At 73.3% G+C, this 26,800-nt stretch carries 21 protein-coding genes and 1 pseudogene; 15 read left to right on the forward strand and 7 right to left on the reverse strand.

Going from position 1 to position 26,800, the window contains the following annotated elements:
- Positions 1-147 precede the first annotated feature (147 nt).
- From IGS67_RS00435 to IGS67_RS00470, 8 genes are all read left to right on the forward strand, one after another.
- Positions 148-1,557, forward strand: coding sequence for an MFS transporter (locus IGS67_RS00435; RefSeq protein ID WP_192276664.1), 1,410 nt, complete (start codon positions 148-150; stop codon positions 1,555-1,557).
- A gap of 4 nt (positions 1,558-1,561) precedes the next feature.
- Complete coding sequence (locus IGS67_RS00440; protein WP_192276666.1) at positions 1,562-3,808, forward strand: molybdopterin oxidoreductase family protein; 2,247 nt, start codon at positions 1,562-1,564, stop codon at positions 3,806-3,808.
- Positions 3,805-5,520, forward strand: coding sequence for an FAD-dependent oxidoreductase (locus IGS67_RS00445; protein ID WP_192276668.1), 1,716 nt, complete (start codon positions 3,805-3,807; stop codon positions 5,518-5,520). The genes IGS67_RS00440 and IGS67_RS00445 overlap by 4 nt, the downstream gene beginning before the upstream one ends.
- Positions 5,521-5,626: 106 nt before the next feature.
- Positions 5,627-6,649, forward strand: a complete 1,023-nt coding sequence (locus tag IGS67_RS00450; RefSeq protein WP_192276671.1) for a hypothetical protein — start codon at positions 5,627-5,629, stop codon at positions 6,647-6,649.
- A gap of 351 nt (positions 6,650-7,000) precedes the next feature.
- Positions 7,001-9,556, forward strand: coding sequence for a nitrite reductase large subunit NirB (gene nirB, locus IGS67_RS00455; protein WP_235977501.1), 2,556 nt, complete (start codon positions 7,001-7,003; stop codon positions 9,554-9,556).
- Positions 9,553-9,978: a nitrite reductase small subunit NirD gene (nirD, locus tag IGS67_RS00460; protein WP_192276677.1), complete on the forward strand. Its 426-nt coding sequence runs from the start codon at positions 9,553-9,555 to the stop codon at positions 9,976-9,978. The genes nirB and nirD overlap by 4 nt, the downstream gene beginning before the upstream one ends.
- Positions 9,975-10,844 carry a uroporphyrinogen-III C-methyltransferase gene (gene cobA / locus IGS67_RS00465; RefSeq protein ID WP_328741232.1) on the forward strand — a complete coding sequence of 290 codons (870 nt, stop codon included), beginning with the start codon at positions 9,975-9,977 and terminating at the stop codon, positions 10,842-10,844. Before nirD ends, cobA begins: the two co-directional genes overlap by 4 nt.
- The gene (locus IGS67_RS00470; protein WP_192276680.1) at positions 10,841-12,055 is read left to right on the forward strand and encodes a uroporphyrinogen-III synthase; all 1,215 of its coding nucleotides are present in this window, start codon (positions 10,841-10,843) and stop codon (positions 12,053-12,055) included. The genes cobA and IGS67_RS00470 overlap by 4 nt, the downstream gene beginning before the upstream one ends.
- A 62-nt stretch (positions 12,056-12,117) precedes the next feature.
- Here IGS67_RS00470 and IGS67_RS14465 read toward each other — a convergent pair.
- Both IGS67_RS14465 and IGS67_RS00475 read right to left on the reverse strand, forming a co-directional pair.
- Positions 12,118-12,321: pseudogene (locus IGS67_RS14465) on the reverse strand (aldose epimerase family protein); the annotation flags it as partial.
- A gap of 50 nt (positions 12,322-12,371) precedes the next feature.
- Entirely contained in the window at positions 12,372-13,313 is a 942-nt protein-coding gene (locus IGS67_RS00475; RefSeq protein ID WP_192276683.1) for an endonuclease/exonuclease/phosphatase family protein, read from the reverse strand.
- Positions 13,314-13,415: 102 nt separating this feature from the next.
- Here IGS67_RS00475 and IGS67_RS13705 point away from each other — a divergent pair, with 102 nt between their 5' ends.
- The 5 genes from IGS67_RS13705 (at position 13,416) to IGS67_RS00500 (ending at position 19,894) form a co-directional block, all read left to right on the forward strand.
- Entirely contained in the window at positions 13,416-14,660 is a 1,245-nt protein-coding gene (locus tag IGS67_RS13705; RefSeq protein WP_192276686.1) for a D-hexose-6-phosphate mutarotase, read from the forward strand.
- 98 nt (positions 14,661-14,758) lie between these two features.
- Positions 14,759-15,493 carry a copper homeostasis protein CutC gene (locus IGS67_RS00485; RefSeq protein WP_192276689.1) on the forward strand — a complete coding sequence of 245 codons (735 nt, stop codon included), beginning with the start codon at positions 14,759-14,761 and terminating at the stop codon, positions 15,491-15,493.
- A gap of 274 nt (positions 15,494-15,767) precedes the next feature.
- Entirely contained in the window at positions 15,768-17,105 is a 1,338-nt protein-coding gene (gene gdhA / locus IGS67_RS00490) for an NADP-specific glutamate dehydrogenase (RefSeq protein WP_192276692.1), read from the forward strand.
- A 195-nt stretch (positions 17,106-17,300) separates the two neighbouring features.
- On the forward strand, positions 17,301-18,362 hold the full coding sequence (locus IGS67_RS00495; protein WP_192276695.1) for a glycoside hydrolase family 6 protein: 1,062 nt from the start codon (positions 17,301-17,303) through the stop codon (positions 18,360-18,362).
- Positions 18,359-19,894, forward strand: a complete 1,536-nt coding sequence (locus IGS67_RS00500; protein ID WP_192276697.1) for an RNB domain-containing ribonuclease — start codon at positions 18,359-18,361, stop codon at positions 19,892-19,894. The genes IGS67_RS00495 and IGS67_RS00500 overlap by 4 nt, the downstream gene beginning before the upstream one ends.
- Before the next feature lie 53 nt (positions 19,895-19,947).
- On the opposite strand, the gene IGS67_RS00505 is transcribed toward IGS67_RS00500, so the two are convergent.
- Positions 19,948-20,319: a sterol carrier family protein gene (locus tag IGS67_RS00505; RefSeq protein ID WP_192276699.1), complete on the reverse strand. Its 372-nt coding sequence runs from the start codon at positions 20,317-20,319 to the stop codon at positions 19,948-19,950.
- A gap of 38 nt (positions 20,320-20,357) precedes the next feature.
- Here IGS67_RS00505 and IGS67_RS00510 point away from each other — a divergent pair, with 38 nt between their 5' ends.
- Positions 20,358-20,894 carry a hypothetical protein gene (locus IGS67_RS00510; protein WP_192276701.1) on the forward strand — a complete coding sequence of 179 codons (537 nt, stop codon included), beginning with the start codon at positions 20,358-20,360 and terminating at the stop codon, positions 20,892-20,894.
- A gap of 374 nt (positions 20,895-21,268) precedes the next feature.
- Here IGS67_RS00510 and IGS67_RS00515 read toward each other — a convergent pair whose 3' ends face one another.
- The 4 genes from IGS67_RS00515 to IGS67_RS00530 are packed head-to-tail and all read right to left on the reverse strand — an operon-like array spanning position 21,269 to position 25,010.
- Complete coding sequence (locus tag IGS67_RS00515; RefSeq protein WP_192276703.1) at positions 21,269-22,243, reverse strand: sulfate/molybdate ABC transporter ATP-binding protein; 975 nt, start codon at positions 22,241-22,243, stop codon at positions 21,269-21,271.
- Positions 22,244-22,289: 46 nt separating this feature from the next.
- The gene (locus IGS67_RS00520) at positions 22,290-23,105 is read right to left on the reverse strand and encodes a sulfate ABC transporter permease (RefSeq protein WP_192276705.1); all 816 of its coding nucleotides are present in this window, start codon (positions 23,103-23,105) and stop codon (positions 22,290-22,292) included.
- A complete protein-coding gene (cysT, locus tag IGS67_RS00525; RefSeq protein WP_192276707.1) occupies positions 23,092-23,976 on the reverse strand; it encodes a sulfate ABC transporter permease subunit CysT in 885 nt (294 codons plus the stop codon). The genes IGS67_RS00520 and cysT overlap by 14 nt, the downstream gene beginning before the upstream one ends.
- Complete coding sequence (locus tag IGS67_RS00530; RefSeq protein WP_192276709.1) at positions 23,973-25,010, reverse strand: sulfate ABC transporter substrate-binding protein; 1,038 nt, start codon at positions 25,008-25,010, stop codon at positions 23,973-23,975. Before IGS67_RS00530 ends, cysT begins: the two co-directional genes overlap by 4 nt.
- Before the next feature lie 203 nt (positions 25,011-25,213).
- On the opposite strand from IGS67_RS00530, the gene purF reads away from it, so the two are divergent.
- Positions 25,214-26,758, forward strand: coding sequence for an amidophosphoribosyltransferase (gene purF / locus IGS67_RS00535; RefSeq protein WP_192276712.1), 1,545 nt, complete (start codon positions 25,214-25,216; stop codon positions 26,756-26,758).
- Positions 26,759-26,800 lie beyond the last annotated feature (42 nt).

The raw sequence follows: 26,800 nt of genomic DNA on the forward strand, positions 1-26,800 counted from the left end.
AGCGCCGCGAACCGGCGGCTCGGCGCTTTGCCTCACAGAGGTCGGCCCCGCGATGTGCGGACCTCGTTACGGGTGATTTACCCCGACCCAGCGGGGGCGAAACAACGCGCCGAAAGACTCCTTCCACGCCCCTGGAAGGAGCCCGCCATGACCGCACCCGGCACGACAGCACCCGTCACGACAGCACCCGTCACGACCGAGCCCGCCGCGACCGAGCCAGTCACGACCCCGCGAGCAACCGCGGCCCCGCCCACGCTCACGACCCGCCCCGGCCGCTGGATCGACGGCTGGAACCCTGAGGACGAGCGGTTCTGGACCGCCGTCGGCCGCAAGGTCGCCCGCCGCAACCTCGTCGGCTCGGTCTACGCCGAGTTCCTGGGGTTCTGCGTCTGGGCGCTGTGGAGCGTCGTCGTCCCGCACCTGCCCGCCGCCGGGTTCGACCTCACCGTCGACCAGCAGTTCTGGCTCATCGCCGTCCCGAGCCTCGTCGGTGCCGCGATGCGCATCCCGTACACGTTCACGGTACCGGTCTTCGGCGGCCGCAACTGGACGATCATCTCCTCGCTGCTGCTGCTCCTGCCGGTGCTCGCGCTCGCCTGGGTGGTCCAGCGCCCCGAGACGGGCTTCGGCACGCTCCTCGCCGTCGCTGCGCTCGCGGGCTTCGGCGGTGGCAACTTCGCGTCGTCGATGACCAACATCACCTTCTTCTACCCCGAGCGGGAGAAGGGCAAGGCGCTCGGCCTCAACGCGGCGGGCGGCAACCTCGGCACCGGCCTCGTGCAGCTCGCCGTCCCGCTCGTCATCGTCACGGGCGCAGGCCTGAACCTCGAGCGTGCCGGGCTCGTGTTCGTCCCGCTCGTCCTGATCGCCGCCGTCGTCGCGTGGCGGTTCATGGACAACCTCAGCGGCGTCGCGAGTGACCCCCGCAGCTTCGCCGCAGCCGGCCGCCACCCGCACACGTGGCTCATCTCGTTCCTGTACATCGGCACGTTCGGCTCGTTCATCGGCTACTCGGGCGCGTTCCCGACGCTCCTCAAGACGCAGTTCCCCGAGGCGACGACGTCGCTCGCCTTCCTGGGCGCGCTCGTCGGGGCGCTCATGCGTCCGCTCGGCGGCGCGCTCGCCGACCGCGTGGGCGGTGCCCGCCTCACGATCATCTGCTTCGGCGGGCTCGCCGTCGGGGCGGGTGGCGCGATCCTCGGGCTGCAGGAGCACTCGTTCCCGCTGTTCTTCGCCGCGTTCCTGCTGCTCTTCGCGTCGTCCGGCGTCGGCAACGGCTCGACGTACCGCATGATCCCCGCCGTCTTCCGCACGGGTGTCGCGCCAGCCGACCTGGGGCGCGCCCGCCAGGCCGCTGCAGGCTGCCTCGGCATCGCGGGCGCCGTCGGCGCCGTCGGCGGCTTCCTCATCCCGCGCGGCTTCGCGATGTCGACGTCCCTCGCCGGGACGCTCGTGCCCGCCCTGACGATCTTCATCGCCGTGTACGTCGCCATGGCCGCGCTCACGTGGGCGCTCTACGTCCGCCGCGGCTCGGCGTTCGCCGCCGAGGGTGTGTGAGCCTGTGCCGGCCACGGAAACGCACTGCCCGTACTGCGCGCTGCAGTGCGGCATGCGCCTCTCCCCGCCGAGCGCGGAGGACCGCACGGCACCGCCCGACGGCGGGGAGCGCCGTCGGCTCCCTGTCACGGTCGAGGGGCGGCAGTTCCCCACGAACCGGGGCGGGCTGTGCCAGAAGGGCTGGACGTCCGCGAGCGTACTCGCGGCCCCTGACCGCCTGACGACGCCGCTCGTCCGGGACGCCACCGGCACCCTCGTCGCGGCGACGTGGGACGACGCGCTCGACGTCGTCGCCGACCGGTTCCGCGCGGTCCGTGCGCGGTACGGCCCCGACGCCGTCGCCGTCTTCGGCGGCGGCGGGCTCACCAACGAGAAGGCCTACCAGCTCGGCAAGTTCGCGCGCACCGCCCTGCGCACCCGCAACATCGACTACAACGGACGCTTCTGCATGGCCTCCGCAGCCGCAGCGGCGAACCGCTCGCTCGGTCTCGACCGCGGCCTGCCGTTCCCCGTCACCGACCTCGACGGCGGGCAGGCGATCCTCCTCGTCGGCTCCAACCCCGCCGAGACGATGCCCCCGCTCGTCGCGCACCTCGCCGGAGCGCGCGAGCACGGCGGGCTCGTCGTCGTCGACCCACGGCGCTCCGCCACGGCCGAGCTCACCGACGACGGCGCCGGGATGCACCTGCAGCCCGTCCCCGGGACCGACCTCGCGGTGCTGCTCGGGCTCGCGCACGTCGTCGTGCACGAGCAGCTCGCCGACACGGACTACCTCGACGCCCGCACGACGGGGCTCGACGACCTGCGGCCAGACCTCGCGCAGTGGTGGCCCGAACGCACCGAGCAGGTCACCGGCGTCCCCGCCGACGACCTGCGCCGCGCCGCACGCCTGCTCGCCCACGCCAGCCCGCACCGCGGCGGCGTAGGCGCCTACGTCCTCACCGGCCGCGGGCTCGAGCAGTCCCGCCAAGGGACCGACGGCGTCACCGCCGCGATCAACCTCGCGCTGCTCCTCGGGCTCGTCGGCCGGTCCGGGTCGGGGTTCGGTACCCTCACCGGCCAGGGCAACGGGCAGGGAGGCCGCGAGCATGGCCAGAAGGCCGACCAGCTCCCCGGCTACCGCTCGATCACCGACCCTGCAGCGCGCGAGCACGTCGCGCGCGTGTGGGGAGTCGACCCGGCGGAGATCCCGGGGCCAGGCCTGCCCGCCGCCGAGCTGCTGCGGGCGCTCGGCACCCCGGGCGGACCGCGCGCCCTCCTCGTGCACGGGTCCAACCTGCTCGTCTCGGCGCCCGACGCCGCGCGTGTGCGCGAGCGCCTCGCTGCTCTCGACCTGCTCGTCGTGTGCGACTTCGTGCCGTCCGAGACCGCGCTGAGCGCCGACGTCGTGCTCCCCGTCCTGCAGTGGGCAGAGGAGGACGGCACGATGACGAACCTCGAAGGTCGCGTGCTGCGCCGTCGAGCCGCGCTGCCTGCGCCCGAGGGGGCGCGCAGCGAGCTGTGGATCTGGTCCGAGCTCGCGCGACGGCTCGACGCGCCCGGCCGCTGGTCCACCGACCCGTCCGCCGTCTTCGACGAGCTCGCCCGCGCGAGCGCAGGCGGCCGCGCCGACTACTCCGGCCTCTCGCACGCACGCCTCGACGCGCACGAGACCGCGACCAACGGCGCCGACGGCGGCGGCCTCTACTGGCCCGTCCCCAGCCCCGACCACCCCGGCACGCCGCGCGCCTTCCTCGACACGTTCCCCCTGCCCGGCGGCCGCGCCCGCCTCCTGCCCGTGCACCACCGCGGGCCCGACGACGTCCTCGACACCGCGCACCCCGTCCACCTCGTCACCGGCCGGGTCCTCCAGCACTACCAGTCCGGCGCGCAGACGCGCCGCGTCCCCGAGCTCGCCCGGGCCGTGAGCGACGCGTACGTCGAGATCCACCCGCTGCTCGCCGAGCTGTACGACGTCGCGGAAGGCGACACGGTCCGCCTCACCTCACGTCGCGGCACCGCGGTCGCGGTCGTGCGCCTGACGCGCAGCGTGCGGCCCGACACGCTGTTCATGCCGTTCCACTGGCCCGGCGAGAACAGCGTCAACAGGCTCACCAACCCGATCACCGACCCCGTCTCCGGGATGCCCGAGTTCAAGGTCGCGACCGTCCGGCTCGCGGTCGTCACCGGGGAGACCGTGGGTGCCGCGCCGGTCGCGGTCGTGACGGTCGCCGCCGCGCCGGTCGCGGTCACGAGGGGAGGGGCGCGATGAAGGTCGTCGTCGTCGGGAACGGGATGGTCGGGTCGCGGCTGGTGACGGAGCTGTGCGCGAGCGCCGAGCCGGGCGCCGCCGCGCTCGACATCACCGTGCTCGGTGCCGAGGACCATGCGCCCTACAACCGCGTCCTGCTCAGCGAGGTCGTCGCCGGGGCGTACGACGTCGCGGCGATCGACCTGCCAGGCGTCGTGGACCCCCGGGTCGGGGTGTGGGCCGGGGTGTGCGCGGTCGCCGTCGACCGCGCAGCCCAGGTCGTCGTCGACTCGACCGGTGGGCGGCACCGCTACGACGCGCTCGTGCTCGCCACCGGTGCCGCAGCGCGCGTCCCCGAGCTGCCGGGGCTGCGCCGCGACGACGCTGCCCTCACGCCACCTCCGGCCCTCACCCCGACCGGCCTGGGCTGCGACGCCGCAGGTGCGGCCGCCAGCCCGCTACCCGGCTTGCTCGCCCCACGAAGTGACAGCGCGGGCCTCGTCCCTGGCGCGCACGTCCTACGCACGATCGACGACGCCCGCGAGATCGTCGCCGCGAGCGTCAACGCACGCCACGTCGTCGTGCTCGGTGCGGGCGTCCTCGGGGTTGAGGTCGCCGTCGGGCTCGCCGGCCGGGTCGGGCCGGACGCGGTCGTGCACCTCGTGCACCCGCGCGGGCTCATGAACGCCCAGCTCGACGCGGCCGCCAGCGAGGTGGCAGCCGACGCCGTCGCGCGCCTCGGCGTGCACGTGCGCACCAACGTCGGCGCGGCCGCGGTCGTGCTGCACGACGGCCGTGTCACGGGCGTCGTCCTCGACGACGGCACCCAGCTCCCCGCTGACCTGCTCGTCGTCACGGTCGGGACCCTGCCCGAGACGACCCTCGCTCGAGGCGCGGGACTCGACGTGGACCGTGGCGTCGTCGTCGGGCCCGACCTCGCGACGCTGCGTGACCACCGCGTCTACGCGGTCGGCGACTGCGCGCAGCCGCCGGATGGCGGGTCTGGGCTCGTGGGGCAGGGCTGGGACCAGGCCCGACGCCTCGCGCGGACCCTCGCTGAACGTGCCGGGGCGCTCGCCGTGACGCCTGCCGGCCCACGCCCGGAGGCCTCCGACGGCGTGCCGGGCGACGACTGCTCGTGCGGTCCCGTCGACGACAGCTCGGTCGTCAAGGTCAAGGGACGCGGTGTCGACATCGTCGCGATGGGCGTGTCCGGCAGCGCGCGGCCCCCAGCGTGCGGCGCGCACCCGCGCCGCACGGTCCGCCTCAGCGACCCTGATGCTGTGCGGCACCTCGAGGTCGTCGTCCAGGGCGGCCGGGTCGTCGGCGCGACGTGCGTCGGAGGCGGCGCCGTCGCCGCGGACCTCGTCGCTGCATTCACTCGCGGCACCCCGGCGCCGCGCGACCCGGCGCAGCTCCTGGTCCGCGCCGTCGGCCCGGTCGGCGGCAGCGCCGAGACGCCCGTGCGGATCCCGGACCGCGCGACCATCTGCCGGTGCAACGGCGTCACCAAGGGCGACCTGGTGCAGGCCTGGGCCGACGGCAGCCGCACGGTCGAGGACGTCGCCCGGACGACGCGCGCCACAACGGGCTGCGGCGGCTGCAAGGCTCCGGTCTGCGGCATCCTCGACTGGCTCCGCGCAGCAGAGCCCGCGCGGTCGGCCCCGGCTGCGCCCACCGCCCCGGCCGCCGCAGAGCGCGGCGAGGTCGTGAGGTCAGACTCGAGGTCGTGAGGTTTGGCTCGCGACGTCGGTGTGAAGGTCGCGACCTCGGGGGAAGCGGCCGAGAGAAACATGTGGACAACCGCTGTCGTGTGCGCGGTGCGTCTTTGCTTGGAGGATGAGCTTCCGACGGATGCCCGCCGCGCGTGAGACCCGGGCGATTCCGACCATCCACCTTGCCGCGCAGCACTCGCCTCATGACGTCCGCGCGCTCGTGGCCGACGGCGTCTGGCGTCGCGTCCGGCGGGGCGCCTACGTCGACGCGGACTTTCTCGAACCGCTCGCGGATCCAGCCGGCACGGTGCCATCCCGTCACGTGCTGGCACGACGGGCCGCGCTCGCTCAGGTCGCGGCGGTTGCGGCCGACCACCGGCTCCGCGGTGCGGACGTGGTCCTCAGCTACGAGTCGGCGGCGCTGCTCTGGGGCCTGCCGTTGTGGCGGGTGCCGGACCGAGTCCATGTGGTCGTCAGCGAGAGGCGGTCGGCTCGCGCGGCCGCGGACGTCGCTGGTCACCGCGTGCGCCTCACACCTGGGGAGGTGACCAGGCGTGCTGGGATCCTGGTCACCAGCCTCGAGCGGACGGTGCTGGACCTTGCGTCGCACCGGTCCGCAGCCGAGGGGCTCGTGGTGGCCGACGCGGCGCTGCGGCAAGGAGTGTCACGGGCGCGTCTCGAGGAGCTGATGACCGAGCGCGCCGCGACCCGTGGGATCGCTCGCGCGCGCGAGGTGATTGCGCTAGGTGACGGCCTCGCGGAGTCACCGTGGGAGTCCTTCACGCGGCTGCACGTGATTGCTGCCGGTATGCCCCCGCCCCAGCTGCAGGTTCCGATCCTCACGAGGCTCGGGACCTACCGAGCGGACATGGGGTGGGACGAGTGGCGAGGTCTCATCGAGTTCGACGGGCTGGTGAAGTACACCGAGCTCGCGGACGGCGACCCGGCGCGGGTGGTGTTCGAGGAGAAACGTCGCCATGACGCGATCGAAGAGTGCGGGTGGCGGATACGACGAGTGACGAGCCAGGACTTTCGCGACCATCACGCGCTTCACGAGCGGATCAGGAGTCTGGTTCCGGCGGCTGCGCGGCGCCGGCTCGTGCCCCGTCCGCACCTGCTCCTCGCGACTCGTACGTCGAGGTCGTGACTTCGAGACCCAGGTCGTGAGTTCCACGGCACGACCTCGCGCCCGAACTCACGACCTCGACGGGAAGAGGGGAACGGGGTGGGCGGGGCTCACAGCGGGGGAGCGGGGGGCGTGAGGAGAGGTTTACTGCCGGGTAACAGCCGGGGTATGGCGTCGAAATCGCGCGGCCATAGCGTCGCAGACATGAACACTTCTCCCTCCCAGACCCAGCCCGACGGCGGCTCGGCCGATCCCGACGTCGCCGCACGTCCGCTCGCCGGCTCGACCGCTGCCGCGCTGCCCGCGGAGGTCGCCGCTCCCGCGGCGTCCCAGGTCAGCGCGCCGCAGCGGGTCGTGGTGGTCGGCGGTGGGATGGTCGCGCAGCGGTTCGTCGAGGCGCTCCGCGACCGGGACGACGCCGGACGTCACCACGTCACGGTCCTCGCCGAGGAGCCGCGCGCGCCCTACGACCGCGTCGCGTTGACGTCGTACTTCTCGGGCCGTGACCCGGAGGCCCTTGCGCTCGGCGACCCCGCGTTGTGGCAGGACCCGCTCGTCAGGCTCGTGCGCGGTGACGCCGTGACGCGGGTGGACCGCGACGCGAGGACGGTCATGACTGCCTCGGGCCGCACGTTCCCGTATGACGAGCTGGTCCTCGCGACCGGCTCAGATGCCGCAGTCCCGCCGATCGAGGGCAACGACCTGCCGGGCGTGTTCGTGTACCGCACGATCGACGACGTCGCGGCGCTGCGCGGTTGGGTCGAGGAGCGTGCGGCGGCGGCGAGCCGGCCCGTGCGGGGCGCGGTGATCGGCGGCGGCCTGCTCGGCCTCGAGGCGGCGGGCGCGCTCAAGGCGCTCGGCGCGCAGGCGACGGTCGTGCAGTTCGGCACCCATCTCATGAGCGCGCAGGTCGACCTCGGTGGTGGTGAGGCGTTGCGCCGCCTCATCAACAGCCTCGGGGTGGCGGTGCGCGTCAACACGGCGACGCAGCGGATGCGTCCGTCGCGGCGGACGGGCGCCGTCGGTCGCCTCGACTTCGCGGACGGCGGCCGGCTCGACGTCGACGTCGTCGTCCTCGCGACGGGCGTGCGGCCGCGCGACGAGCTGGGCCGTGCCATGGGTTTGGAGATCGGCGCGCGGGGCGGGGTCGTCGTCGATGACGCGTGCCGCACCGCGGTGCAGAACGTGTGGGCGATCGGCGAGGTCGCGTGCATCCAGGGAGCGTGCATCGGTCTGGTGGCGCCGGGGTACGCGATGGCGGAGGTCGTCGTCGACCGTCTGCTGGGCGGTGCGGCGACGTTCCCGGGTGCGGACACGGCGACGAAGCTCAAGCTGGCGGGGGTCGACGTCGCGTCGTGGGGTGACGCGTTCGGCTCGACGCCGGGCTCGATGGAGGTCGTGTGGGCGGACCCCGTCGGCGGCGTCTACAAGAAGCTCGTGCTCGCGGACGACGCACGCACCCTCCTCGGCGGCGTGCTCGTCGGTGACGCGACGGCGTACGCGAGCCTGCGGCCGATGCTCGGCCGTGCCTTGCCGGGCGACCCGGCGGCGTTCCTCCTGCCCGAGGGCGGCGCGGGCGCGCCCGAACTCGAGCTGCCCGACGACGCGGGTGTGTGCTCGTGCAACAACGTCTCCGCGGGCACGGTGCGCGCGGCGGTCACGGAGCACGGCTGCACGGACCTCGCGGGGGTCAAGGCATGCACCCGCGCGGGCACGAGCTGCGGCTCGTGCCTGCCGCTCGTGAAGAAACTCATGACGGCGGAGCTCGCGAGGTCCGGAGTGGAGGTGTCGAACGCGCTCTGCGAGCACTTCGACCTGTCGCGTGCGCAGCTGTACGACGCCGTCCGGGTGGCGGGCCTGACGTCGTTCAGCGAGGTGGTCGCGCGGTTCGGGACGGCCGAGGCGGGTCGCGGCTGCGACATCTGCAAGCCGGTGGTCGCGTCGATCCTGTCGACGGTCGCTCCGGCGCACGTGCTCGACGGTGAGCGTGCGACGCTCCAGGACACGAACGACCACGTCATGGCGAACATGCAGAAGGACGGCACGTACTCGGTGGTCCCGCGCATCCCGGGCGGGGAGATCACGCCGGAGGGGCTGCTCGTGATCGGGCAGGTCGCGAAGGACTTCGGGCTGTACACGAAGATCACGGGCGGTCAGCGGATCGACATGTTCGGTGCGCGGATCGACCAGCTGCCGGGGATCTGGCAGCGGCTCGTCGACGCGGGCTTCGAGTCGGGCCACGCGTATGGCAAGTCGTTGCGCACGGTGAAGTCGTGCGTCGGGTCGACGTGGTGCCGGTTCGGTGTGCAGGACTCGGTCGGGCTCGCGGTGGATCTCGAGCTGCGGTACCGGGGCCTGCGGTCGCCTCACAAGATCAAGCTCGGGGTGTCGGGCTGCGCGCGGGAGTGCGCGGAGGCGCGTGGCAAGGACGTCGGGGTGATCGCGACGGACAACGGCTGGAACGTGTACGTCGGCGGCAACGGTGGGTTCACGCCGAAGCATGCGGTGCTCCTCGCGGAGGACCTGTCGACCGAGGAGCTGGTGCGCACGATCGACCGCTTCCTCATGTACTACATCCGGACCGCGGACCGCCTGCAGCGCACGGCCGCGTGGGTGGCCGACTACGAGGGTGGCGTCGACGCGATCCGCGCCGTGGTCCTGGAGGACTCGCTCGGCATCTGTGCCGACCTGGACGCTGCGATGGTGTTGCACCTCGAGACGTACGAGGACGAGTGGGCGGCGACCCTCGCGGACCCGGACAAGCTGCGGCACTTCCGCAGCTTCGTCAACGCTCCTGACGAGCACGACCGCACGCTCGCGTACGTCGCGGAGCGGGGGCAGGCGCGCCCGGCGACGGCGGCCGAGCGTGCGGGTGCAGGGGCAGGCCCTGTCCTTGTTGCCGGAACTACCTTGGAGGTCCGCTCATGACCCGCAGCCCGGCTCTCATCGCCGCGACCCCCGACGCCGCGACGCCCGCCGTGTCGCCCGACGACGCCTGGCTCCCGGTCTGCGCGCTCGCGGACCTCGCGGTCGAGCGCGGCGCGGTGGCGCTCATGGACGGCGAGCAGGTCGCGCTCTTCAGGCTGCTCGACGACACGGTCCTCGCAGTGCAGCAGCACGAGCCCCACACGCAGGCGATGGTCATGTCACGGGGAATCGTCGGGACGCGCGGCGGACGCCCGGTCGTCACGTCGCCCCTCTACAAGCAGGTGTTCGACCTGGCGTCGGGCGAGTGCCTCGACACGACGAAGGGCGAGCGCGTTGCTCTCGTGACGTGGCAGGTCGAGGTGCGCGACGGCGTCGTGCACCTCGGGTCGGCGCACGGCCCAGGCGCGAGGGCTGCGGCGTGAGCGTGCCGGGTGCGGTCGTGCTCGTCGGCGGCGGCCCTGGTGCGGCTGACCTGATGACGGTGCGCGCGCGGCGCGCGCTGTTCTCTGCGGACGTGGTCGTGGCGGACCGGTTGGGCCCGACGTCGGTGCTCGCGGACCTGCCGTCGCGCGTGCGCGTGATCGACGTCGGCAAGCGCCCGGGCGCGCACCCGGTGCCGCAGGCGCGCATCAACGAGATCCTCGTCGCGGAGGCGATCGCGGGGAACCGCGTCGTACGGCTCAAGGGCGGCGACCCGTTCCTGTTCGGCCGCGGGGGCGAGGAGGTGGCGGCGTGCCGTGCTCGCGGTATCGCGGTCGAGGTCGTGCCGGGCGTGTCGAGCGCCCTCGCGGCCCCCGCGGCGGCGTGCGTGCCGGTCACCCATCGCGGGACGGCGTCGGCGCTGCTCGTGGTGCAGGGTCACGGCTCGCTGCCTGGGCTCGCGGTCCAGGCGGTCGTGACGCGGGCTGCGACGGTCGCGGTGCTCATGGGTGTCGCGCGGCTTGCGGAGCACGTGGCGGTCCTGCTCGCCGCCGGGGCGAGCCCGTCGACGCCGGTCGCCGTCATCGAGCAGGCGACGACCGACGACGAGCGCACGACCTTCATGACGCTCGGGCGGGCCGTGCGGACGTGCGCGGAGGCCGGGGTGCGCTCGCCTGCCGTCGTCGTGCTCGGCGACGTCGCGGACCCCGCGCTGCTGGGGCTCGACCTGCACGCGCTCGACGTGCCGGTCACGCCCGACGGTGCGGCCGACGCCGCGGGTGCGGACACCTCGGCACCGTCCGACGCGTCCGCGTACGCTCCTCACGTGGACGCTGCAGCCCGCGAGGCCGAGGTGGCCTACGCATGACGACGCCGAGCACGGCTTCTGAGGCCGCGCCGGACTCCGGTGCCGCCGTGGGCCGCGCCGCACCCGTCCGGGCGGTCGCTGCGCAGCCTGCGCTCGACCCGGTGCTCGCAGGCCTGACGGTCCTGATCACGGCGGACCGGCGCTCGACCGAGCTGCGTGCGGCTCTCGAGCGGCGCGGCGCGATCATCCGGCACGCCCCGGCGATGCGGATCATCCCGCACGAGTACGACACGGAGCTCGTCGCAGCGACGCGCGCCCTCCTCGCCGAGCCGCCGAGCACGGTCGTCGCGACGACGGGGATCGGCTTCCGGGCGTGGATCGAGGCGGCCGACGCGGCCGGGCTGGCCGACGAGCTGCACGCGCTGCTCGACCGGGCGCGCCTGATCGCTCGCGGCCCGAAGGCCCGCGGGGCGATCCAGGCCGCTGGCCTCACGGCCGACTGGGTGGCCGAGTCCGAGACGAGCGCCGAGATCCTCGACCTGCTGCTGACGGAGGGCGTGGCGGGGGAGCGGATCGCGATCCAGCAGCACGGCTCGGGCGCGGACCAGCTCGACGTCGAGCTGGCCGCGGCGGGCGCGGAGGTGCGCAACCTCGTCGTCTACCGGTGGGGCCCGCCCGCGGACCCGCAGGCTGTGGTCGCGTCCGTGCGTGCGGCGGCGCTCGGTGAGGTCGACGCCGTCGTCTTCACGTCGGCGCCCGGCGCGTTCGCGTGGCTCGAGGTGGTCGACCGTGAAGGGGTCGGGCAGGCGCTCGCGGCACGCTTCGCCGACCATTCGCTCGTCGCGGCTGCTGTCGGGCCGGTCACGGCGGCTCCGCTCGAGGCGCGCGGCATCGTCCCGATCGTGCCGGAGCGCGCTCGCCTCGGCGCGCTCGTCCGAGCTCTCGTGAGCCACTACGAGGAGGACCGCACGACGCAGGTCGGGACCGTCGCGGGCTGCCTGCAGGTCAGGTCGCGTGCTGCGCTGCTCGACGGTCACGTGCTGCCGCTGTCGCCCGCGACGCTCGAGGTGCTTCGCGTCCTCGCTGCCCGGGCGGGCGACGTCGTCACGCGCGCCGAGCTGCTCCAGGTGCTGCCCGGCCTCTCCGAGGACCCGCACACGGCGGAGGTCGCGGTCGCGCGCCTGCGGGACGCCGTCGCGCAGCACGCGCCCGACGCCCGCGCGCTCGTCCAGACGGTCGTCAAGCGCGGGTACCGGCTCGCCGTCCGGTGACGGCGTAGGCACTCCCTCGAGCTCGGCGCTCGCCCGCGCGCGGGCCCAGTCCCCGACGGGTGCGGGCCGAACGAGGGGAAGCACAGCGGCACGCCGCCGCGGATCGCCGCGCCAGGCGTGTACGCGGAGCGCGGGGACACCCACAGCACGTCGGCGCCGCCCGTCGGCACCCACGAGACGAGGTGCGCGCCGTACGTGTGCAGGCGCGCGGTGCCCGACGGCGTCTCGACGACGAGCAGCTCCGCGTCGCCCACGCCCGGCTCCACGTGGACGGACGGCGGCCCACCCCAGGCGGGGGTGGGAGGGCGTCGTCGTGTCAGCAGACCGGCGCGATGCGCGCCGAGACCGCGAGGTGGTCGGTGCCGTCGACCACGTGCGTACCCGCGGCCGTCGCGCCCGTGCCGACGGGGACGACGACGTGGTCGAGGTCGACCCACGGCCGCAGCGTGTCCGTCGGCCACGTCGGCGCCCACGCGAGCCCCGCTGCTGAGCGGGCCGTCGTGAGGCTGTCGCCGAGCATCGCGCGGAAGGTCGGCAGCGTCAGCCCGGCGTTGAGGTCGCCGGCGGCGACGTCGACGACACCGTCGTCGGACCGCAGGAACAGGCCGAGCGCAGCCAGCTCTGCACGCCACGTGCCCTCCGCCCCCGGGATCGGAGGCATCGGGTGCGCCGCGAGCACACGCACCGCGCAGCGGCCGACGTCGAGCGTCGCGAACGGCATGCGCATCGTCGAGCCCGGGATCTCGCCGCCGTCGCGCAGCGGCGTGGCCGACCACAGCCCCGAGCCCTCGGGCCCGCGCGCCGGCAGGACCTCGCGGTGGGGGAGGACGTCTGCGAGGCCCGCGTCATCGAGGCGCTCGACGAGCTCGGGCGTGAGCTCGACGACGACGAGCACGTCGGCCTCCTGCTCCCGGACGAGCGCGACGATCTGCTCCGCGTCCGCGAGCCCGTACCTGGCGTTGACCGACACGATGCCGAGCGTCGGACGGTCCGGGTCCGCGGCGAGCGCGCCCGCAGCGCCCGCCGTCGCGAGCGGGAACGCCCCCACGCCGAGGGCGACGACGAGGACCCCCGCAGCCCACCACCGGCGCACGACGAGCGCGACCACGGCGACGGCCGCGAGCACGAGGAGCGCCGGTACGCGCAGCGCGAGCACCTGCACGACGCCCGGGCCGCGGTCCCACGGCGTGAGCCCCCACAGCACGGGCAGCGGGAGCACGATGACGACCGCGAGCCACACCAAGGATGATCGACGCATGTGCCGACGCTAGCGGGCACCTCACCCGGTGGGGATCGTCCCAGGGGTTGACGCACCCGGGGCCGGTCACCACGATGGGGCGACGCCTGGGACGCGTTCACCGTGCGGCCCGGCGCGATCGTCGACGGCTCGTCGGGCGAGGTCGCGTGCGACCATGACCACCGCTACCCCGAGGGCGTCGCGCTCATGCGCGACCTCGGCGTCGACGCCTACCGCTTCTCGATCGGCGTCGACGTCGGCATCGCCTGCAACCACGCCCCCCGTGGTCGGCGCCCGCTGACCCCCTCTCGACGGATTGACGGCCTCCGACCGTTCAACGGGGGTGCAGCGCCAATCGGTCGAGAAGGGGGCACGGCAGGCGCAGGGGTGTGGGGACCCGGGGCGGTCGCGGCGGCGGGGGCCCTTCTGGTAGACCGGTGGGAGAACCGCCCGTCCCGCGAGGAGCTCGTCGTGCCCGTCACCCTGCCGTCAACCGTCCGCCTCGAGCCAGGGGTGGGCGACGCGCCGCTCGTCGTCGTCGAGCACCCCGCCGCGACCGCGCGCGTCCACGCGTACGGGGCGCACGTCGTCGCGTGGGCGCCCGCCGGCGCGCGCGACGCGCTGTGGCTGTCGCCCGACGCGGTGCTCGCGCCGGGCGCCGCGATCCGCGGCGGCATCCCCCTGTGCTTCCCCTGGTTCGGGCCGCACCCGGACGGTGCCGGTCCCGCGCACGGCTTCGCGCGGACAAGCGCGTGGCGGCTCGTCGGCGCGACCGAGCTCCCGGACGACGAGCAGCGCCCCGGCGGCGCCATCCTCCTCACCTTCGAGCTCACGCCCGCGGACGTCGACCCCGCGCTCGCGGCCCTGTGGCCGCACGACTTCACGGCGCGCACGGAGGTCGAGGTCGGCGCGTCGCTCACCGTGAGCCTCACGACGACGAACCACGGCGGCGAGCCCGCTGACCTCACGCAGGCGCTCCACACGTACCTCGCGGTCGACGACGTCCGGCGGGCGCGCGTCGACGGGCTCGACGGCGGCCCGTACCTCGACAAGGTCGACGGCGACGCCCGTCAGGTGCAGGACGGTCCCGTGCTCTTCACGGGCCCGACGGACCGCGTCTACCGGGGGACGTCGGCGCGGCTCACGGTCTCGGAGCCGGGCGGGCGGACGCTCGAGGTCGCGAAGGCGGGCTCGCGGACGACGGTCGTGTGGAACCCGTGGGCCGAGGGCGCGTCGGGCATGCGTGACGTGCCCGACGACGCGTGGCCGCGCTTCGTGTGCGTCGAGGCGGCGAACGCGGCCGACGACGCCGTCCGTCTGCCGGCGGGCGAGACCCAGACCCTCATGACTCGCCTGACGGTCCTCTGACGTCGCGCGGCTGCGTTGGATAGCCGATCCGTGCGCGTGCGGCGCACGGATCGGCTATCCGCACCCCTGCGCCGCGTACTCTCCCTTAAGGTCGGGGCATGGACAGCGCTGTCGGCAGGTCGATCGTCGCGGTCGAGATCGCGGTGCAGGACGCCGCCGGAGCGCGCGTCGCCCGCGAGGCGGGCGCCGACCGCGTCGAGGTCTGCGGCGCGCTCGCGGCCACGGGCGGCCTCACACCGTCGCTCGGGACGATCGAGCAGGTCGTCGCCGTCGGGCTTCCCGTCCACGTGCTCGTGCGCCCGCGTGCCGGTGGCTTCCAGCACGACGCCGACGAGCTCGCGCTCATGGCCGCCGACGTCCGTCACGCGGTGCGGGCGGGCGCCGCAGGCGTCGTCGTCGGCGTACTCGACGCACGGGGCGACGTTGACCGCGACGCGGTCGCGCGCCTGCGGGACGCGGCCGACGGCCGTGACGTGACGTTCCACCGGGCCCTCGACGTCGTCCCCGACCGGCTCGCCGCGCTGCGTACGCTCGCGGACCTCGGCGTGCGGCGCGTTCTCACCTCGGGCGGCGCCGCGCGTACGATCCTCGGCCTCGCCGAGCTTGCCGCGATGGTGCGCGAGGAGACGGGCGTCGAGATCATGGCCGGCGGCGGCCTGCGCTCACAGGACGTCGCACCGCTGCTCGTCGCTGGCGTCGACGCCGTCCACCTGTCCGCGTCCGTCGAGCGCGACGACCGCGGGCCCGCCGGGCCCGGCGGCGGCGCGGGCGCGGCCTACCTCGTCACGGACCCCGAGCGGGTCCGGGCCGTCGTGAGCGCCGCCCACACCTGATCCTCCACGATCTCGCCATGCGGACCCCGAGGGCGAGGCGTGCACTGCCGTCGCGCCGTCGTCGCGGCGTACGTGCGGGAGGCGAAGCGCAAGGGACCAACGTTCCTGCGCCCCGGGGCACGACCTTGCCGCGGTCGGATCTTGAGACGTCACTGCAGCCCCGGGCACGCAGTGCCACAGTGGTCGGTTGGCGGCCTGGACACAACGTGCCCACTTACCGATACGTGCCGTCAGAACTGGGCGTCACCGCACGCCACGACGCCGAGGAGTCCCCATGCAGAGCTCACTTGAGCCGGTCTTCGAGCAGGTCCTTCGCAGGAACCCTGGGGAGACGGAGTTCCACCAGGCCGTCCGCGAGGTCTTCGACTCCCTCGGCCCCGTCCTCACGAAGAATCCGCAGTATGCGGACGCCGCCGTGCTCCAGCGCATCTGCGAGCCCGAGCGCCAGATCATCTTCCGCGTGCCGTGGGTCGACGACTCCGGCCATGTCCAGATCAACCGCGGCTTCCGCGTCGAGTTCAACTCTGCGCTCGGCCCCTACAAGGGCGGCCTGCGGTTCCACCCCTCGGTGTACCTCGGCATCATCAAGTTCCTCGGCTTCGAGCAGATCTTCAAGAACTCCCTCACCGGCATGCCCATCGGCGGCGGCAAGGGCGGTTCGGACTTCGACCCGCGGGGCAAGTCCGACCGCGAGATCATGGTGTTCTGCCAGTCGTTCATGACCGAGCTCTACCGCCACATCGGCGAGTACACGGACGTCCCCGCGGGTGACATCGGCGTCGGCGGGCGCGAGATCGGCTACCTCTTCGGCCAGTACAAGCGCATCACCAACCGATACGAGTCCGGCGTGCTCACGGGCAAGGGCATCTCGTGGGGCGGCTCGCTCGTCCGCACCGAGGCGACGGGCTTCGGCACCGTCTTCTTCGCGCAGCACATGCTGGAGACCGTTAACGGCGGCTTCGAGGGCAAGCGCGTCGTCGTCTCCGGCTCGGGCAACGTCGCGATCTACGCGATGCAGAAGGCCCAGCAGCTCGGCGGACACGTCGTCGCGTGCTCCGACTCCTCGGGCTACGTCGTCGACGAGGCCGGCATCGACGTCGAGCTCGTCCGCCAGGTCAAGGAGGTCGAGCGCGCTCGCATCTCCGAGTACGCGGAGCGCCGCCCGTCGGCGACGTTCGTCCCCGGCGGCCGCGTCTGGGAGGTCGGGGCGCAGGTCGCGCTCCCGTGCGCGACGCAGAACGAGCTCGACGAGGGCGACGCGCGCTCGCTCATCGCCTCCGGCCTCGTCGCCGTCGCCGAGGGTGCCAACATGCCGACGACGCCCAAGGCGATCCAGCTCCTCCAGGAGGCCGGCATCCTCTTCGGACCCGGCAAGGCCGCGAACGCCGGCGGCGTCGCGACGTCCGCGCTCGAGATGCAGCAGAACGCCTCGCGTGACGCGTGGAGCTTCGAGCACACCGAGGAGCGCCTTGCCCGCATCATGAGCGACATCCACGACCGCTGCGCGACGACAGCCGAGACGTACGGTCAGCCAGGCAACTACGTCGCGGGCGCGAACATCGCGGGCTTCACGAAGGTCGCCGACGCGATGCTGGCACTCGGCGTCATCTGACGCCGTCACGTTCCGGGCCGGTCCGCCGGCCCTGCCGTCGCAGGTCCCCACCACGGGCTGGCACGGTTCCTCGAGGGCGGACTCCCCACAGGGAGTCCGCCTTCGGCCTGTCCACAGGACGGCAGAACGCGACGTCGTCCACGGATGTCGCCGGAGGTCTGCGGCAGGACGAGACGAGACGGTACCGTGACGCCCATGCGTGCTCTCCACCACCGTTCCCTCGTCGTCGGGCTCCTCGCCCTCGGCCTCGCCGCGGGCACCGGCCTGCCCGCAGCAGCGGTGCCGGCGGCCGCGGCATCCGCGGTCGCGTCGGTCGTGTCGGCCGCACCGGGAGACGGCCCGACGGTCTCCGTGAGCCGCACGGGTGGCCGCACGGCCGCGCGGACCGCCCGCAAGCTCTACGTCGACCCGACCTCACAGGCCGCGTCGGCCGCGGCCGCCGCACGACGCGACGGCCGACGCTCGACCGCGAAGAAGCTCGACGTCATTGCGACCGCACCCCAGGCCCGCTGGTTCGGCACGTGGAACCAGACCCGCACGGTCAAGGCCGAGGTCCGCGCCTACGTCAAGGCAGCCCAGAAGAAGAAGCGCGTGGCCCAGCTCGTCCTCTACGCGATCCCGGACCGCGACTGCGGCGGCTGGTCGTCGGGCGGGTTCTCCGCGACCGAGTACCGTGCGTGGATCCGTCAGGTCGCGGCCGGCCTCAAGGGTTCGAAGGCCGTCGTCGTGCTCGAGCCCGACTCGCTCGGCCACACGTGCGGCGGCTCGCAGCGCACCGCACTGCTCAAGGATGCGACGAGCAGGCTCGCCAAGGCTGGGGCGTGGGTGTATCTCGACGGCGGGCACTCGCGATGGAACAGCCCCGCGACCGCCGCGAAGCGCCTCAAGGCCGCAGGTGTGAGCAAGGCGCGCGGCTTCGCGGTCAACGTCTCGAACTTCAACTCGACGAAGGCCGAGGTGGCGTACGGCAGGAAGGTCGCCGCACAGCTCGCGAAGCGTGGTGTGAGCTCGACGCACCGGAAGTTCGTCGTCGACACCTCGCGTAACGGCCGTGCGACCGCGAACGGCCAGTGGTGCAACCCGGGCGGACAGGGGCTCGGACTACGTCCCCGGTGGGTGTCCTCGGGCGGCGTCGACGCGTACCTGTGGGTCAAGCGTCCCGGCGAGTCCGACGGCGCGTGCGGTGGCGGGCCTGCCGCCGGCGAGTGGTTCGAGTCGTACGCGCTCGGGCTCGTCGCGCGACGGGTGAAGGGATGACGCGCCACACGCTGCGGCTCGCCACGGGTCCCGGCGCAGAGCTCGAGGCGTCGTTCGCCGCGCTGCGCGCCGAACTCGAGCTGCCCGGGGACTTTCCCGCACCCGTCGTCGCGGAGGCTGACGCGGCCGCCTCGCGCCTCTCCGCAGCCGTCGCTGCGCCCGGGGCCGGTGTGCTCGACGCGCGCGACGTGCCGTTCGTGACGATCGACCCGCCGGGGTCGATGGACCTCGACCAGGCCGTGCACATCGCGCGCGGCACCGACGGCTTCGTCGTCCGCTACGCGATCGCCGACGTCCCGGCCGCCGTCGTTCCAGGAGGCGCGCTCGACGCCGAGACCCTCGCCCGCGGCACGACCGTCTATGGTCCCGGCACCCGGATCCCGCTGCACCCCGAGGTCCTCTCCGAGGGCGTCGCCAGCCTCCTGCCCGGCGTTGACCGTCCCGCGCTCCTGTGGGACATCACTCTCGACGCGCGGGGCGTGCAGACCGCCGCGACGGTGCGCCGAGCCGTCGTCCGCTCGCGCGTGCGCCTGTCCTACATGCAGGCGCAGGCCGTGCTCGACGGTGAGGATACGCGCCTCGACACGCACGACGAGCTCGGCCACGACGAGATCGCGTCGCTTCTTGATCTGCTGCGCGAGGTCGGCACGCTGCGGCAGGAGCGCGAGCGGGAGCGCGGTGGTGTGTCGCTCGACGTCCCCGAGCAGGAGGCAGCGGTCGTCGACGGCGTGCCCCTCCTCGAGTTCCGTCACGTGCTGCCCGTCGAGGGCTGGAACGCTCAGATCTCGCTGCTCACAGGCATGGCGGCCGCGCAGATCATGCTCGACGGCGGCATCGGGATCCTCCGGACACTGCCGCCCGCAGACCCCCGCGACCTCCGTCGGCTCCGTCGTGCGGCCGCGGCGCTCGGCATCGAGTGGCCCCGTGACGTCGACTACCCGGGGCTCGTTGCGACGCTCGACGGCCGCGACCCGCAGCACGCGGCATTCATGGAGGAAGCCACGTCGCTGTTCCGCGGCGCGGGATACCTCGCGTTCGACGTCGAGCGCGGTCTGCCCCTGCCCGACGGCGAGGGCGGCCGCCGACACGCGGCGATCGCCGCCCCGTACGCGCATGTCACCGCACCCTTGCGCAGGCTCGTCGACCGGTTTGGCCTCGCGATCTGCGTCGCGCTGTGCGCGGGCGAGGACGTGCCGCCCGCGATCCGCGAGGGTCTCGCGGGCCTTCCCGAGATCATGTCGTCGACCGGACGCCGAGCCGGTGCGTTCGAGCGAGGGTGCCTCGACGCGGTCGAGGCCGCTGTGCTGCGTGGCCGGGTCGGCGAGGTCTTCGACGCCGTGTGCCTCGAGGCGAACGAGCCGGGGACGAAGGGTGAGATCCTCATCGCCGATCCTGCGGTCCGCGCGAAGGTGACCGGAACTGGTCTTGAGCCGGGGGAGCGCACGAAGGTGCGCCTCACCGTCGCGGACGTCGCCGCGCGCACGGTGCGCTTCGAGACGCTCGCAGTGCCGGCCCCGACCCACGACTCGTAGGGTCTGAGCACCGTTCGATGGTGCTGGGGCCCTACGAGTCGGGGAGATCCCGGTCAGCGGGGGCGGGCCGCCTGGAGCGGAAGAAGCCGCGAGATGTCCGCACGGGTCCCCGACGGACGCAGACGACCGTCAGCGACGGCGTCCTCCCACATCACCGTCCCTGTGACGAGCCCGAGCCACGTCTGGGGGTCCGTCTCCACGACGTTCGGCGGGGTGTCGCGGGTGTGTCGCGGCCCCTCGATCGCCTGGACCGCCCCGTCCGGCGGCACCCGCACCTCGACCGCGTGCCCGGGTTCGATCTCGGCGATCTCCTCGAGCGTGAAGCGCACGGCGGTGCGTCGTGCGGCGCGGTCGTCGGGGTTCTCACGCCAACGGGCGAGAGCCGCATGGCCTGCGGCGGGGTCGGTGCGTCGTCGGGCGGGCATGCTCCGATCGTAGGCGCGCGGGAGGCTAGGGTCAGGGGGTGAGCACGACGCCTGCCGACCAGCCCGAGCCGATCCGCCCCGCGGACGAGAACCACGACATCCCGTCGTCGCCGTCCGGCACCGACGAGTCTGCTGCCGACGTGCACAGCATCGACGGATCCGACGGGGCCGCGGCCAGCACCCCCGAGGACGGTGCCTCCGCGCCCGAGGCCCCCGAGGCTGCCGACCTCGTGTCCGAGCGCGCCGCTTCCTCGGTGCTCAGCTTCGAGACGGGCGAGGACCCTGGGGCGGACGAGGCCCCCGCGACCCTCACTGCTTACCCGGATGCGGCGCACCCCGTGGTGCTCGACCGCGACACGATCCGACGGGCACCACGCTTCGGGCGGTTCGCGCTCGCGGCGGTGCTCGGCGGGCTGCTGCTGGGCGTCATCGTCGGCTACGTGATCTTCCCGGCCTCCCACCCGGGCTGGTCGCGCACGATCTTCGCGTTCGAGGTCATGCTCGTGACGCTCGCGGTGACGCTGCTCGTCGCGCTGGCGTCGGACAGGCGCTCCCGCCGCCCCCGCCGCCGCTGAAGTGTTCCGATAGCCGATCCGACCACGCGGCCGGCACCTGGCCAGTCCTCGATCGCGGATCCGTTCGTCTGACCTGTACCGATCCGCTATCCGTGGAGTACCGCCGATGGTGTGCTGCACCGATCGGCTATCCACGGGGTGGTGTCGGTGGTGTGCTGCACCGATCGGCTATCCACGGGGTGGTGGCGGTGGTGTGCTGCACGGATCGGCTATCCACGGGGTGGTGGCGGTGGTGTGCTGCACCGATCGGCTATCCACGGGGTGGTGGCGGTGGTGTGCTGCATGGATCGGCTATCGACAGGCAAGCGGGGCAGGGGTGTGCTGTGCGGATCGGCTATCCGCACCCTTCGCGGGCGTGCGCGGAGCCCGTGGACTCAGACCGCGAGCGTGAGCGCGTGCGGGGCCGGCCGCAGCCACACCGTCGAGCCCGCCTCCGCGCCGAGCGTCCTCGACTCCGCGCGCGTGAGCGTCACGGTCGTCGGCGCCGCGTCGGGCACACCCACGAGCGCGACGTCGAGACGCACCTCGAAGCCCACGCGCAGCGCGCGCACGACACGTCCCTCGGTTGACGCGAGACCCGCGGGCGGCTCCGTGAACACGTGGACGTCGTGCGGGCGCACGAGCCTCCCGCTGAGTTCCGTCACCGGCCCGAGGAACCCCATGACAAAGCGGTTCGCGGGGGCGTCGTAGAGGTCGTCGGGCGACCCGACCTGCTCGACGCGCCCCTCGTTGACGACGACGATCTCGTCGGCGACCTCGAGCGCCTCCTCCTGGTCGTGCGTGACGAAGACGGTCGTCACGGGCACCTCGTCGTGGAGGTGCCGCAGCCAGTCGCGCAGCTCCTTGCGGACCTTTGCGTCGAGGGCGCCGAACGGCTCGTCGAGCAGCAGCACGGACGGCCGCACGGCGAGGGCGCGCGCGAGCGCCATGCGCTGACGTTGCCCGCCGGAGAGCTGCGACGGCTTGCGGTCGGCGAACTGCTGCAGGTGCACGAGCCGCAGGAGCTCGTCGACGCGCTCGCGGATCTCCTCCTTGGGCGTCTTGCGGATCTCGAGGCCGAACGCCACGTTCTTCGCGACCGTCATGTGCTTGAACGCGGCGTAGTGCTGGAAGACGAAGCCGACGTTGCGCTTCTGCGCGGGCTCGTGCGTCGCGTCGCGACCCTCGATCGACACGGAGCCGGAGTCGGCGGTCTCGAGCCCCGCGATGATGCGCAGGAGGGTCGACTTGCCGCCGCCCGACGGCCCGAGCAGGGCGGTGAGCTGGCCGGTCGGGATCGACACGGAGACGTCGTCGAGCGCGACGAAGTCACCGAAGCGCTTGGTGGCGTTGCGGACCTCGATGCTCATGGCTGCTCCTGAGGGGCTGGGCGGGCGGGACGGATGGTGAGGAGGCTCATCGTGCGTTCCCGTGGGCGGGCCGCAGGTAGGTGACGAGGGTGATGCACGCGACGGACACCGCCGCGAGGAGGAAGGCGACGGCGTACGCGGTCGCGTGGTCGAAGTCGTGGTACCGCTGCTCGACGAGGAGTGTCGCGGTCTGGGTGCGGCCCTCGAGGTTCCCGGAGACGATCTTCACGGCGCCGAACTCGCCGAGGGAGCGGGCGAGGGTGAGGACGACGCCGTAGACGAGCGCCCACCGGATCGACGGCAGCGTGATGCGCCAGAACGTCTGGAGGCTGTTCGCGCCGAGGGATCGGGCGGCCTGGACCTCGTCGGTGCCGATCTCCTCGAGGACGGGCACGACCTCGCGGACGACGAGGGGCAGGGAGACGAACGCGGTCGCGAGGACGATGCCGAGGGGTGCGAAGAGGACGTCGACGCCCGCTCCCGTGAGCCAGGGGCCGAACCAGTCGCCCCGAGGCCCGTAGGCGAGGACGATCGCGAGCCCGACGACGACCGGCGACACTGACAGGGGCAGGTCGATGAGCGCGGACAGGAGCCGCTTGCCGCGGAAGTCGGTGCGCACGAGCAGGAGGGAGATCCCGACGCCGAAGACGGTGTTGAGGAGCGTCGCCTGGAGCGCGACGGACACGGTGAGCTTGAGCGAGAAGACGACGGTCGGGTCGGTCAGCGCGTCGCGCAGGGCGGTGAGTCCGTCGGTGAAGGTCGCGCGGACGACGAGGCTCACGGGCCAGCCGACGAGCAGCACGAGGTAGACGATGACGACGGTGCGCAGCGTGAGGCGCACCCAGGGGCTAGTGCGTGCCACGGTTCACCACCCGGCGCTGGAGGATGTCGAGCGTGAGGAGCGCGACGAGGGAGACGCCAAGGAGGACGGTCGCGACGGCGGCGGCCGACGTCTGGTCGCCGTTCTCGAGGTAGGCGAGGATCCGGACGGACGCGACCTCGGTGCGCATCGGGAGGTTGCCCGAGAGCAGGACGAGCGAGCCGTACTCGGAGATGCCGCGCGCGAAGGACAGGGAGGCGCCCGCGGCGATCGCGGGGACGAGCGCGGGCAGGACGATACGGCGCAGGACGGTGAACGGGCGGGCGCCGAGGGAGGCGGCGGCCTCCTCGACGTCGCGGTCGAGCTCGGCGAGGACGGGCTGGACGGTGCGGACGACGAACGGCAGGGTGACGAACGCGAGGGCGAGGGTCACGGACCACTGCGTGTTGGCGACGTTGACGCCGACGGGGCTCGTCGGGCCGTAGAGGGTGAGGAGGACGAGGCCTGCGACGATCGTCGGCAGCGCGAAGGGGATGTCGATGACGATCTCGAGGATGCGTCGGCCCGGGAAAGGGTCGCGGACGAGCACCCAGGCGATGACGGTGCCCATGACGGCGTTGAGCACGGTGACGCCGAGCGCGTTGAGGACGGTGAGGCGGATCGCGGCGGCGGTCTGCGGGGTCGTGAGGGCGCGCGCGAAGGCGTCCCAGCCGCCCTGGGAGGTCTCGACGACGACAGCGACGAGGGGGATGAGCGCGAGGATCGAGAACCATAGGACGCCGACGCCGAGGCCGACGCGCGAGGCGGGGGTGAGGGCGCGCGGGCCGCGGCTCCGGCGGGGACGGCGGGGCCGGGGCGCGGCCGTCCCCGCCGGGCTGGCGGGGGCGTCGGCCGGTGCGAGAGTGGTCGTCACGAGGTGCCCTTCTCCTGCTGGATGCGGGTGACGAGTCCGTCATCGGCGAAGAACCGGGCGTTGACGTCCGACCATCCGCCGAGGTCGGCGATGGTGAAGAGCTTCGACGGTGCGGGGAACGGGTCGGCCGGGTCGTTCGCGCCGGGGACGTTGAGGTCGCCGACGTCGACGAGGGGGCGGAAGCCCTTCGATGCGAAGATCTTCTGCCCGGCGGGGGAGTGGACGAAGTCGAGGTACTGCTGCCCGCGCGGGTCGGCGTTCTTCGTCACGGCGGCGGGGTTCTCGATGAGGAGGGTCGCGTCGGGCACGACGTACTCGAAGGTCTCACCCTGCTGGCGGGCGAGGATCGCCTCGTTCTCGTAGCTGAGGAGGACGTCGCCCGTCCCGGAGGTAAAAGCGGTCGTGGCGTCGCGTCCCGAGCCGGGGAGCGCGGCGACGTGATCGAAGAGGTTGCGCAGGTAGGTCTCGCCGTCGGCCTCGGTGCCGTCCGCGACGGCGGCGCCGTAGGCGGCGAGGATGTTCCAGCGCGCGGATCCGGAGGACCCGGGGTTGGGGGTGACGACGGCGACGTCGTCGCGTACGAGGTCGTCCCAGCCGCGGATGTTCTTGGGGTTGCCGGCGCGGACGACGAGGACGACGACGGACGTCGAGAGGATGCCGGCGTGGGGGCCGTCGTCCCAGGTGTCGGCGACGAGCCCGGCGTCGACGAGGCGCGTGAGGTCGCCCTCGAGGGAGAGGTGGACGACGTCGGCGTCGAGGCCGCTCGCGACGGCGCGTGACTGGTCGCCGGACGCGCCGTACGAGGTGGTCCACGTCGTGCCGTCGCCCGGGGCGGTCGCGGCGAAGGCCTTCTGGGCCTCATCGTGCGCGGCCTTGGGGACGGCGAAGCCGACGAGCGAGAGCGGCGCGTCGGACGTGCCGGGGGCGGCGGCGCCGCCGATCGGCTCGGGGCTGCAGGCGCCGAGTGCCAGCGTCGTGAGGATGGCGACGGCCGTGGCCGTCGCCGCGCTCCTGCGGCGGTCTCGTGCGGGCATGTCCTGATCCTTCCGGCGGGCCCGTGGCTCGGGCCGGTGTCGAGGAACGTACGGCCTTCCCGACCAGAACGCTCCAGATCGAAGCGTCCGTTTTGAATCCTGAGACGCGAGGCCGCCGACCTGGGACGAGGTCCGCCGCGGCCCCCGCGGTCCGCATGCTGGCGCCCTGCCGTGGCCCGTGGGCGCTGTGGGACACTTCTCCCGTGGCGCTGCGTGGAGACGGACGACTGAATCACGACCTCATGCCCGACGAGAAGGGTCCGCAGGACGCCTGCGGCGTCTTCGGCGTCTGGGCCCCCGGTGAGGAGGTCGCCAAGCTCGCGTACTTCGGGCTCTACGCGCTCCAGCACCGCGGTCAGGAGTCGGCGGGTATCGCGACGAGCAACGGCTCGCAGATCCTCGTCTACAAGGACATGGGGCTCGTCTCGCAGGTGTTCGACGAGACCGCGCTCGACGCGCTCCGCGGCCACATCGCCCTCGGCCACTGCCGTTACTCGACGACGGGCGGGGTGACCTGGGAAAACGCGCAGCCGACGCTCGGCGCGACGTCGTCGGGCACCGTCGCCCTCGCCCACAACGGCAACCTCGTCAACTCCGCCGAGCTCCTCGAGCTCGTCACCGAGCGCTACGGCCAGCAGGCGCGCGGCGAGCTCGCGCGCGGCAACACGACCGACACCGCGCTCGTCACCGCGCTCTTCCACGGTGACGAGGACCACACGCTCGAGCAGACGGCCCTTGAGGTCTTGCCGAAGCTCCGCGGCGCGTTCTCGCTCGTCTTCATGGACGAGCACACGCTCTACGCGGCACGTGACCCGCAGGGCGTGCGCCCCCTCGTCCTCGGCCGCCTCGAGCGCGGCTGGGTCGTCGCCTCCGAGACGAGCGCCCTCGACATCGTCGGCGCCTCGTTCGTCCGCGAGGTCGAGCCCGGAGAGATGATCACGATCGACGGCGACGGCCTGCGCTCGCAGCGCTTCGCCGAGGTCAAGCGCGCCGGCTGTGTCTTCGAGTACGTCTACCTCGCGCGCCCCGACACCTCGATCTCGGGCCGTTCGGTCCACGCCGCGCGCGTCGAGATGGGCCGCCGCCTCGCCGCCGAGCACCCCGTCGACGCGGACCTCGTCATCCCCGTCCCCGAGTCCGGTACGCCCGCCGCCGTCGGCTACGCACAGGGCTCGGGCATCCCCTTCGGCCAGGGCCTCACGAAGAACGCCTACGTCGGGCGTACGTTCATCCAGCCGTCCGACACCCTGCGCCAGCTCGGCATCCGCCTCAAGCTCAACCCGCTGCGCGACATCATCCGCGGCAAGCGGCTCGTCGTTGTCGACGACTCGATCGTCCGCGGCAACACTCAGCGCGCCCTCGTCCGCATGCTCCGCGAGGCTGGCGCGGCCGAGGTCCACATCCGGATCTCTGCGCCGCCCGTCAAGTGGCCCTGCTTCTACGGCATCGACTTCGCGTCGCGCGCCGAGCTCATCGCCAACGGCCTCGACACCGACGCGATCGCGAGCTCGCTCGGCGCCGACTCCCTCGGCTACATCTCGCTCGAGGGCATGATCGAGGCGACCGAGCAGCCTCGCGAGAAGCTCTGCACCGCATGCTTCACGGGCGACTACCCGATCGACCTTCCGTCCGACGACAAGCTCGGCAAGAACCTCCTCGAGCCCCCGGCCGCCCTCGGTGAGCCCGAAGCCGGCCTGCGCCACCTCACCGTCGGCGCGGGCGGTGCAACCGCCCTCGACCACCCCTGACCACGGCCGGCCCGGCCGGCACCGCCCGGCCCGTGGGAACCC

Origin of the sequence: Flavimobilis rhizosphaerae, from assembly GCF_014852685.1 — a bacterium.
Taxonomy (GTDB): Bacteria; Actinomycetota; Actinomycetes; order Actinomycetales; family Cellulomonadaceae; genus Flavimobilis; species Flavimobilis rhizosphaerae.

Bases quoted from the DNA above. Each gene is read 5' to 3' on its own strand.
- IGS67_RS00435 (WP_192276664.1), top strand. From the start codon at position 148: ATGACCGCACCCGGCACGACAGCACCCGTCACGACAGCACCCGTCACG.
- IGS67_RS00445 (WP_192276668.1), top strand. From the start codon at position 3,805: ATGAAGGTCGTCGTCGTCGGGAACGGGATGGTCGGGTCGCGGCTGGTG.
- IGS67_RS00450 (WP_192276671.1), top strand. From the start codon at position 5,627: ATGAGCTTCCGACGGATGCCCGCCGCGCGTGAGACCCGGGCGATTCCG.
- nirB (WP_235977501.1), top strand. From the start codon at position 7,001: ATGGTCGCGCAGCGGTTCGTCGAGGCGCTCCGCGACCGGGACGACGCC.
- nirD (WP_192276677.1), top strand. From the start codon at position 9,553: ATGACCCGCAGCCCGGCTCTCATCGCCGCGACCCCCGACGCCGCGACG.
- IGS67_RS00470 (WP_192276680.1), top strand. From the start codon at position 10,841: ATGACGACGCCGAGCACGGCTTCTGAGGCCGCGCCGGACTCCGGTGCC.
- IGS67_RS00475 (WP_192276683.1), bottom strand. From the start codon at position 13,313: ATGCGTCGATCATCCTTGGTGTGGCTCGCGGTCGTCATCGTGCTCCCG.
- IGS67_RS00485 (WP_192276689.1), top strand. From the start codon at position 14,759: ATGGACAGCGCTGTCGGCAGGTCGATCGTCGCGGTCGAGATCGCGGTG.
- gdhA (WP_192276692.1), top strand. From the start codon at position 15,768: ATGCAGAGCTCACTTGAGCCGGTCTTCGAGCAGGTCCTTCGCAGGAAC.
- IGS67_RS00495 (WP_192276695.1), top strand. From the start codon at position 17,301: ATGCGTGCTCTCCACCACCGTTCCCTCGTCGTCGGGCTCCTCGCCCTC.
- IGS67_RS00500 (WP_192276697.1), top strand. From the start codon at position 18,359: ATGACGCGCCACACGCTGCGGCTCGCCACGGGTCCCGGCGCAGAGCTC.
- IGS67_RS00505 (WP_192276699.1), bottom strand. From the start codon at position 20,319: ATGCCCGCCCGACGACGCACCGACCCCGCCGCAGGCCATGCGGCTCTC.
- IGS67_RS00515 (WP_192276703.1), bottom strand. From the start codon at position 22,243: ATGAGCATCGAGGTCCGCAACGCCACCAAGCGCTTCGGTGACTTCGTC.
- IGS67_RS00530 (WP_192276709.1), bottom strand. From the start codon at position 25,010: ATGCCCGCACGAGACCGCCGCAGGAGCGCGGCGACGGCCACGGCCGTC.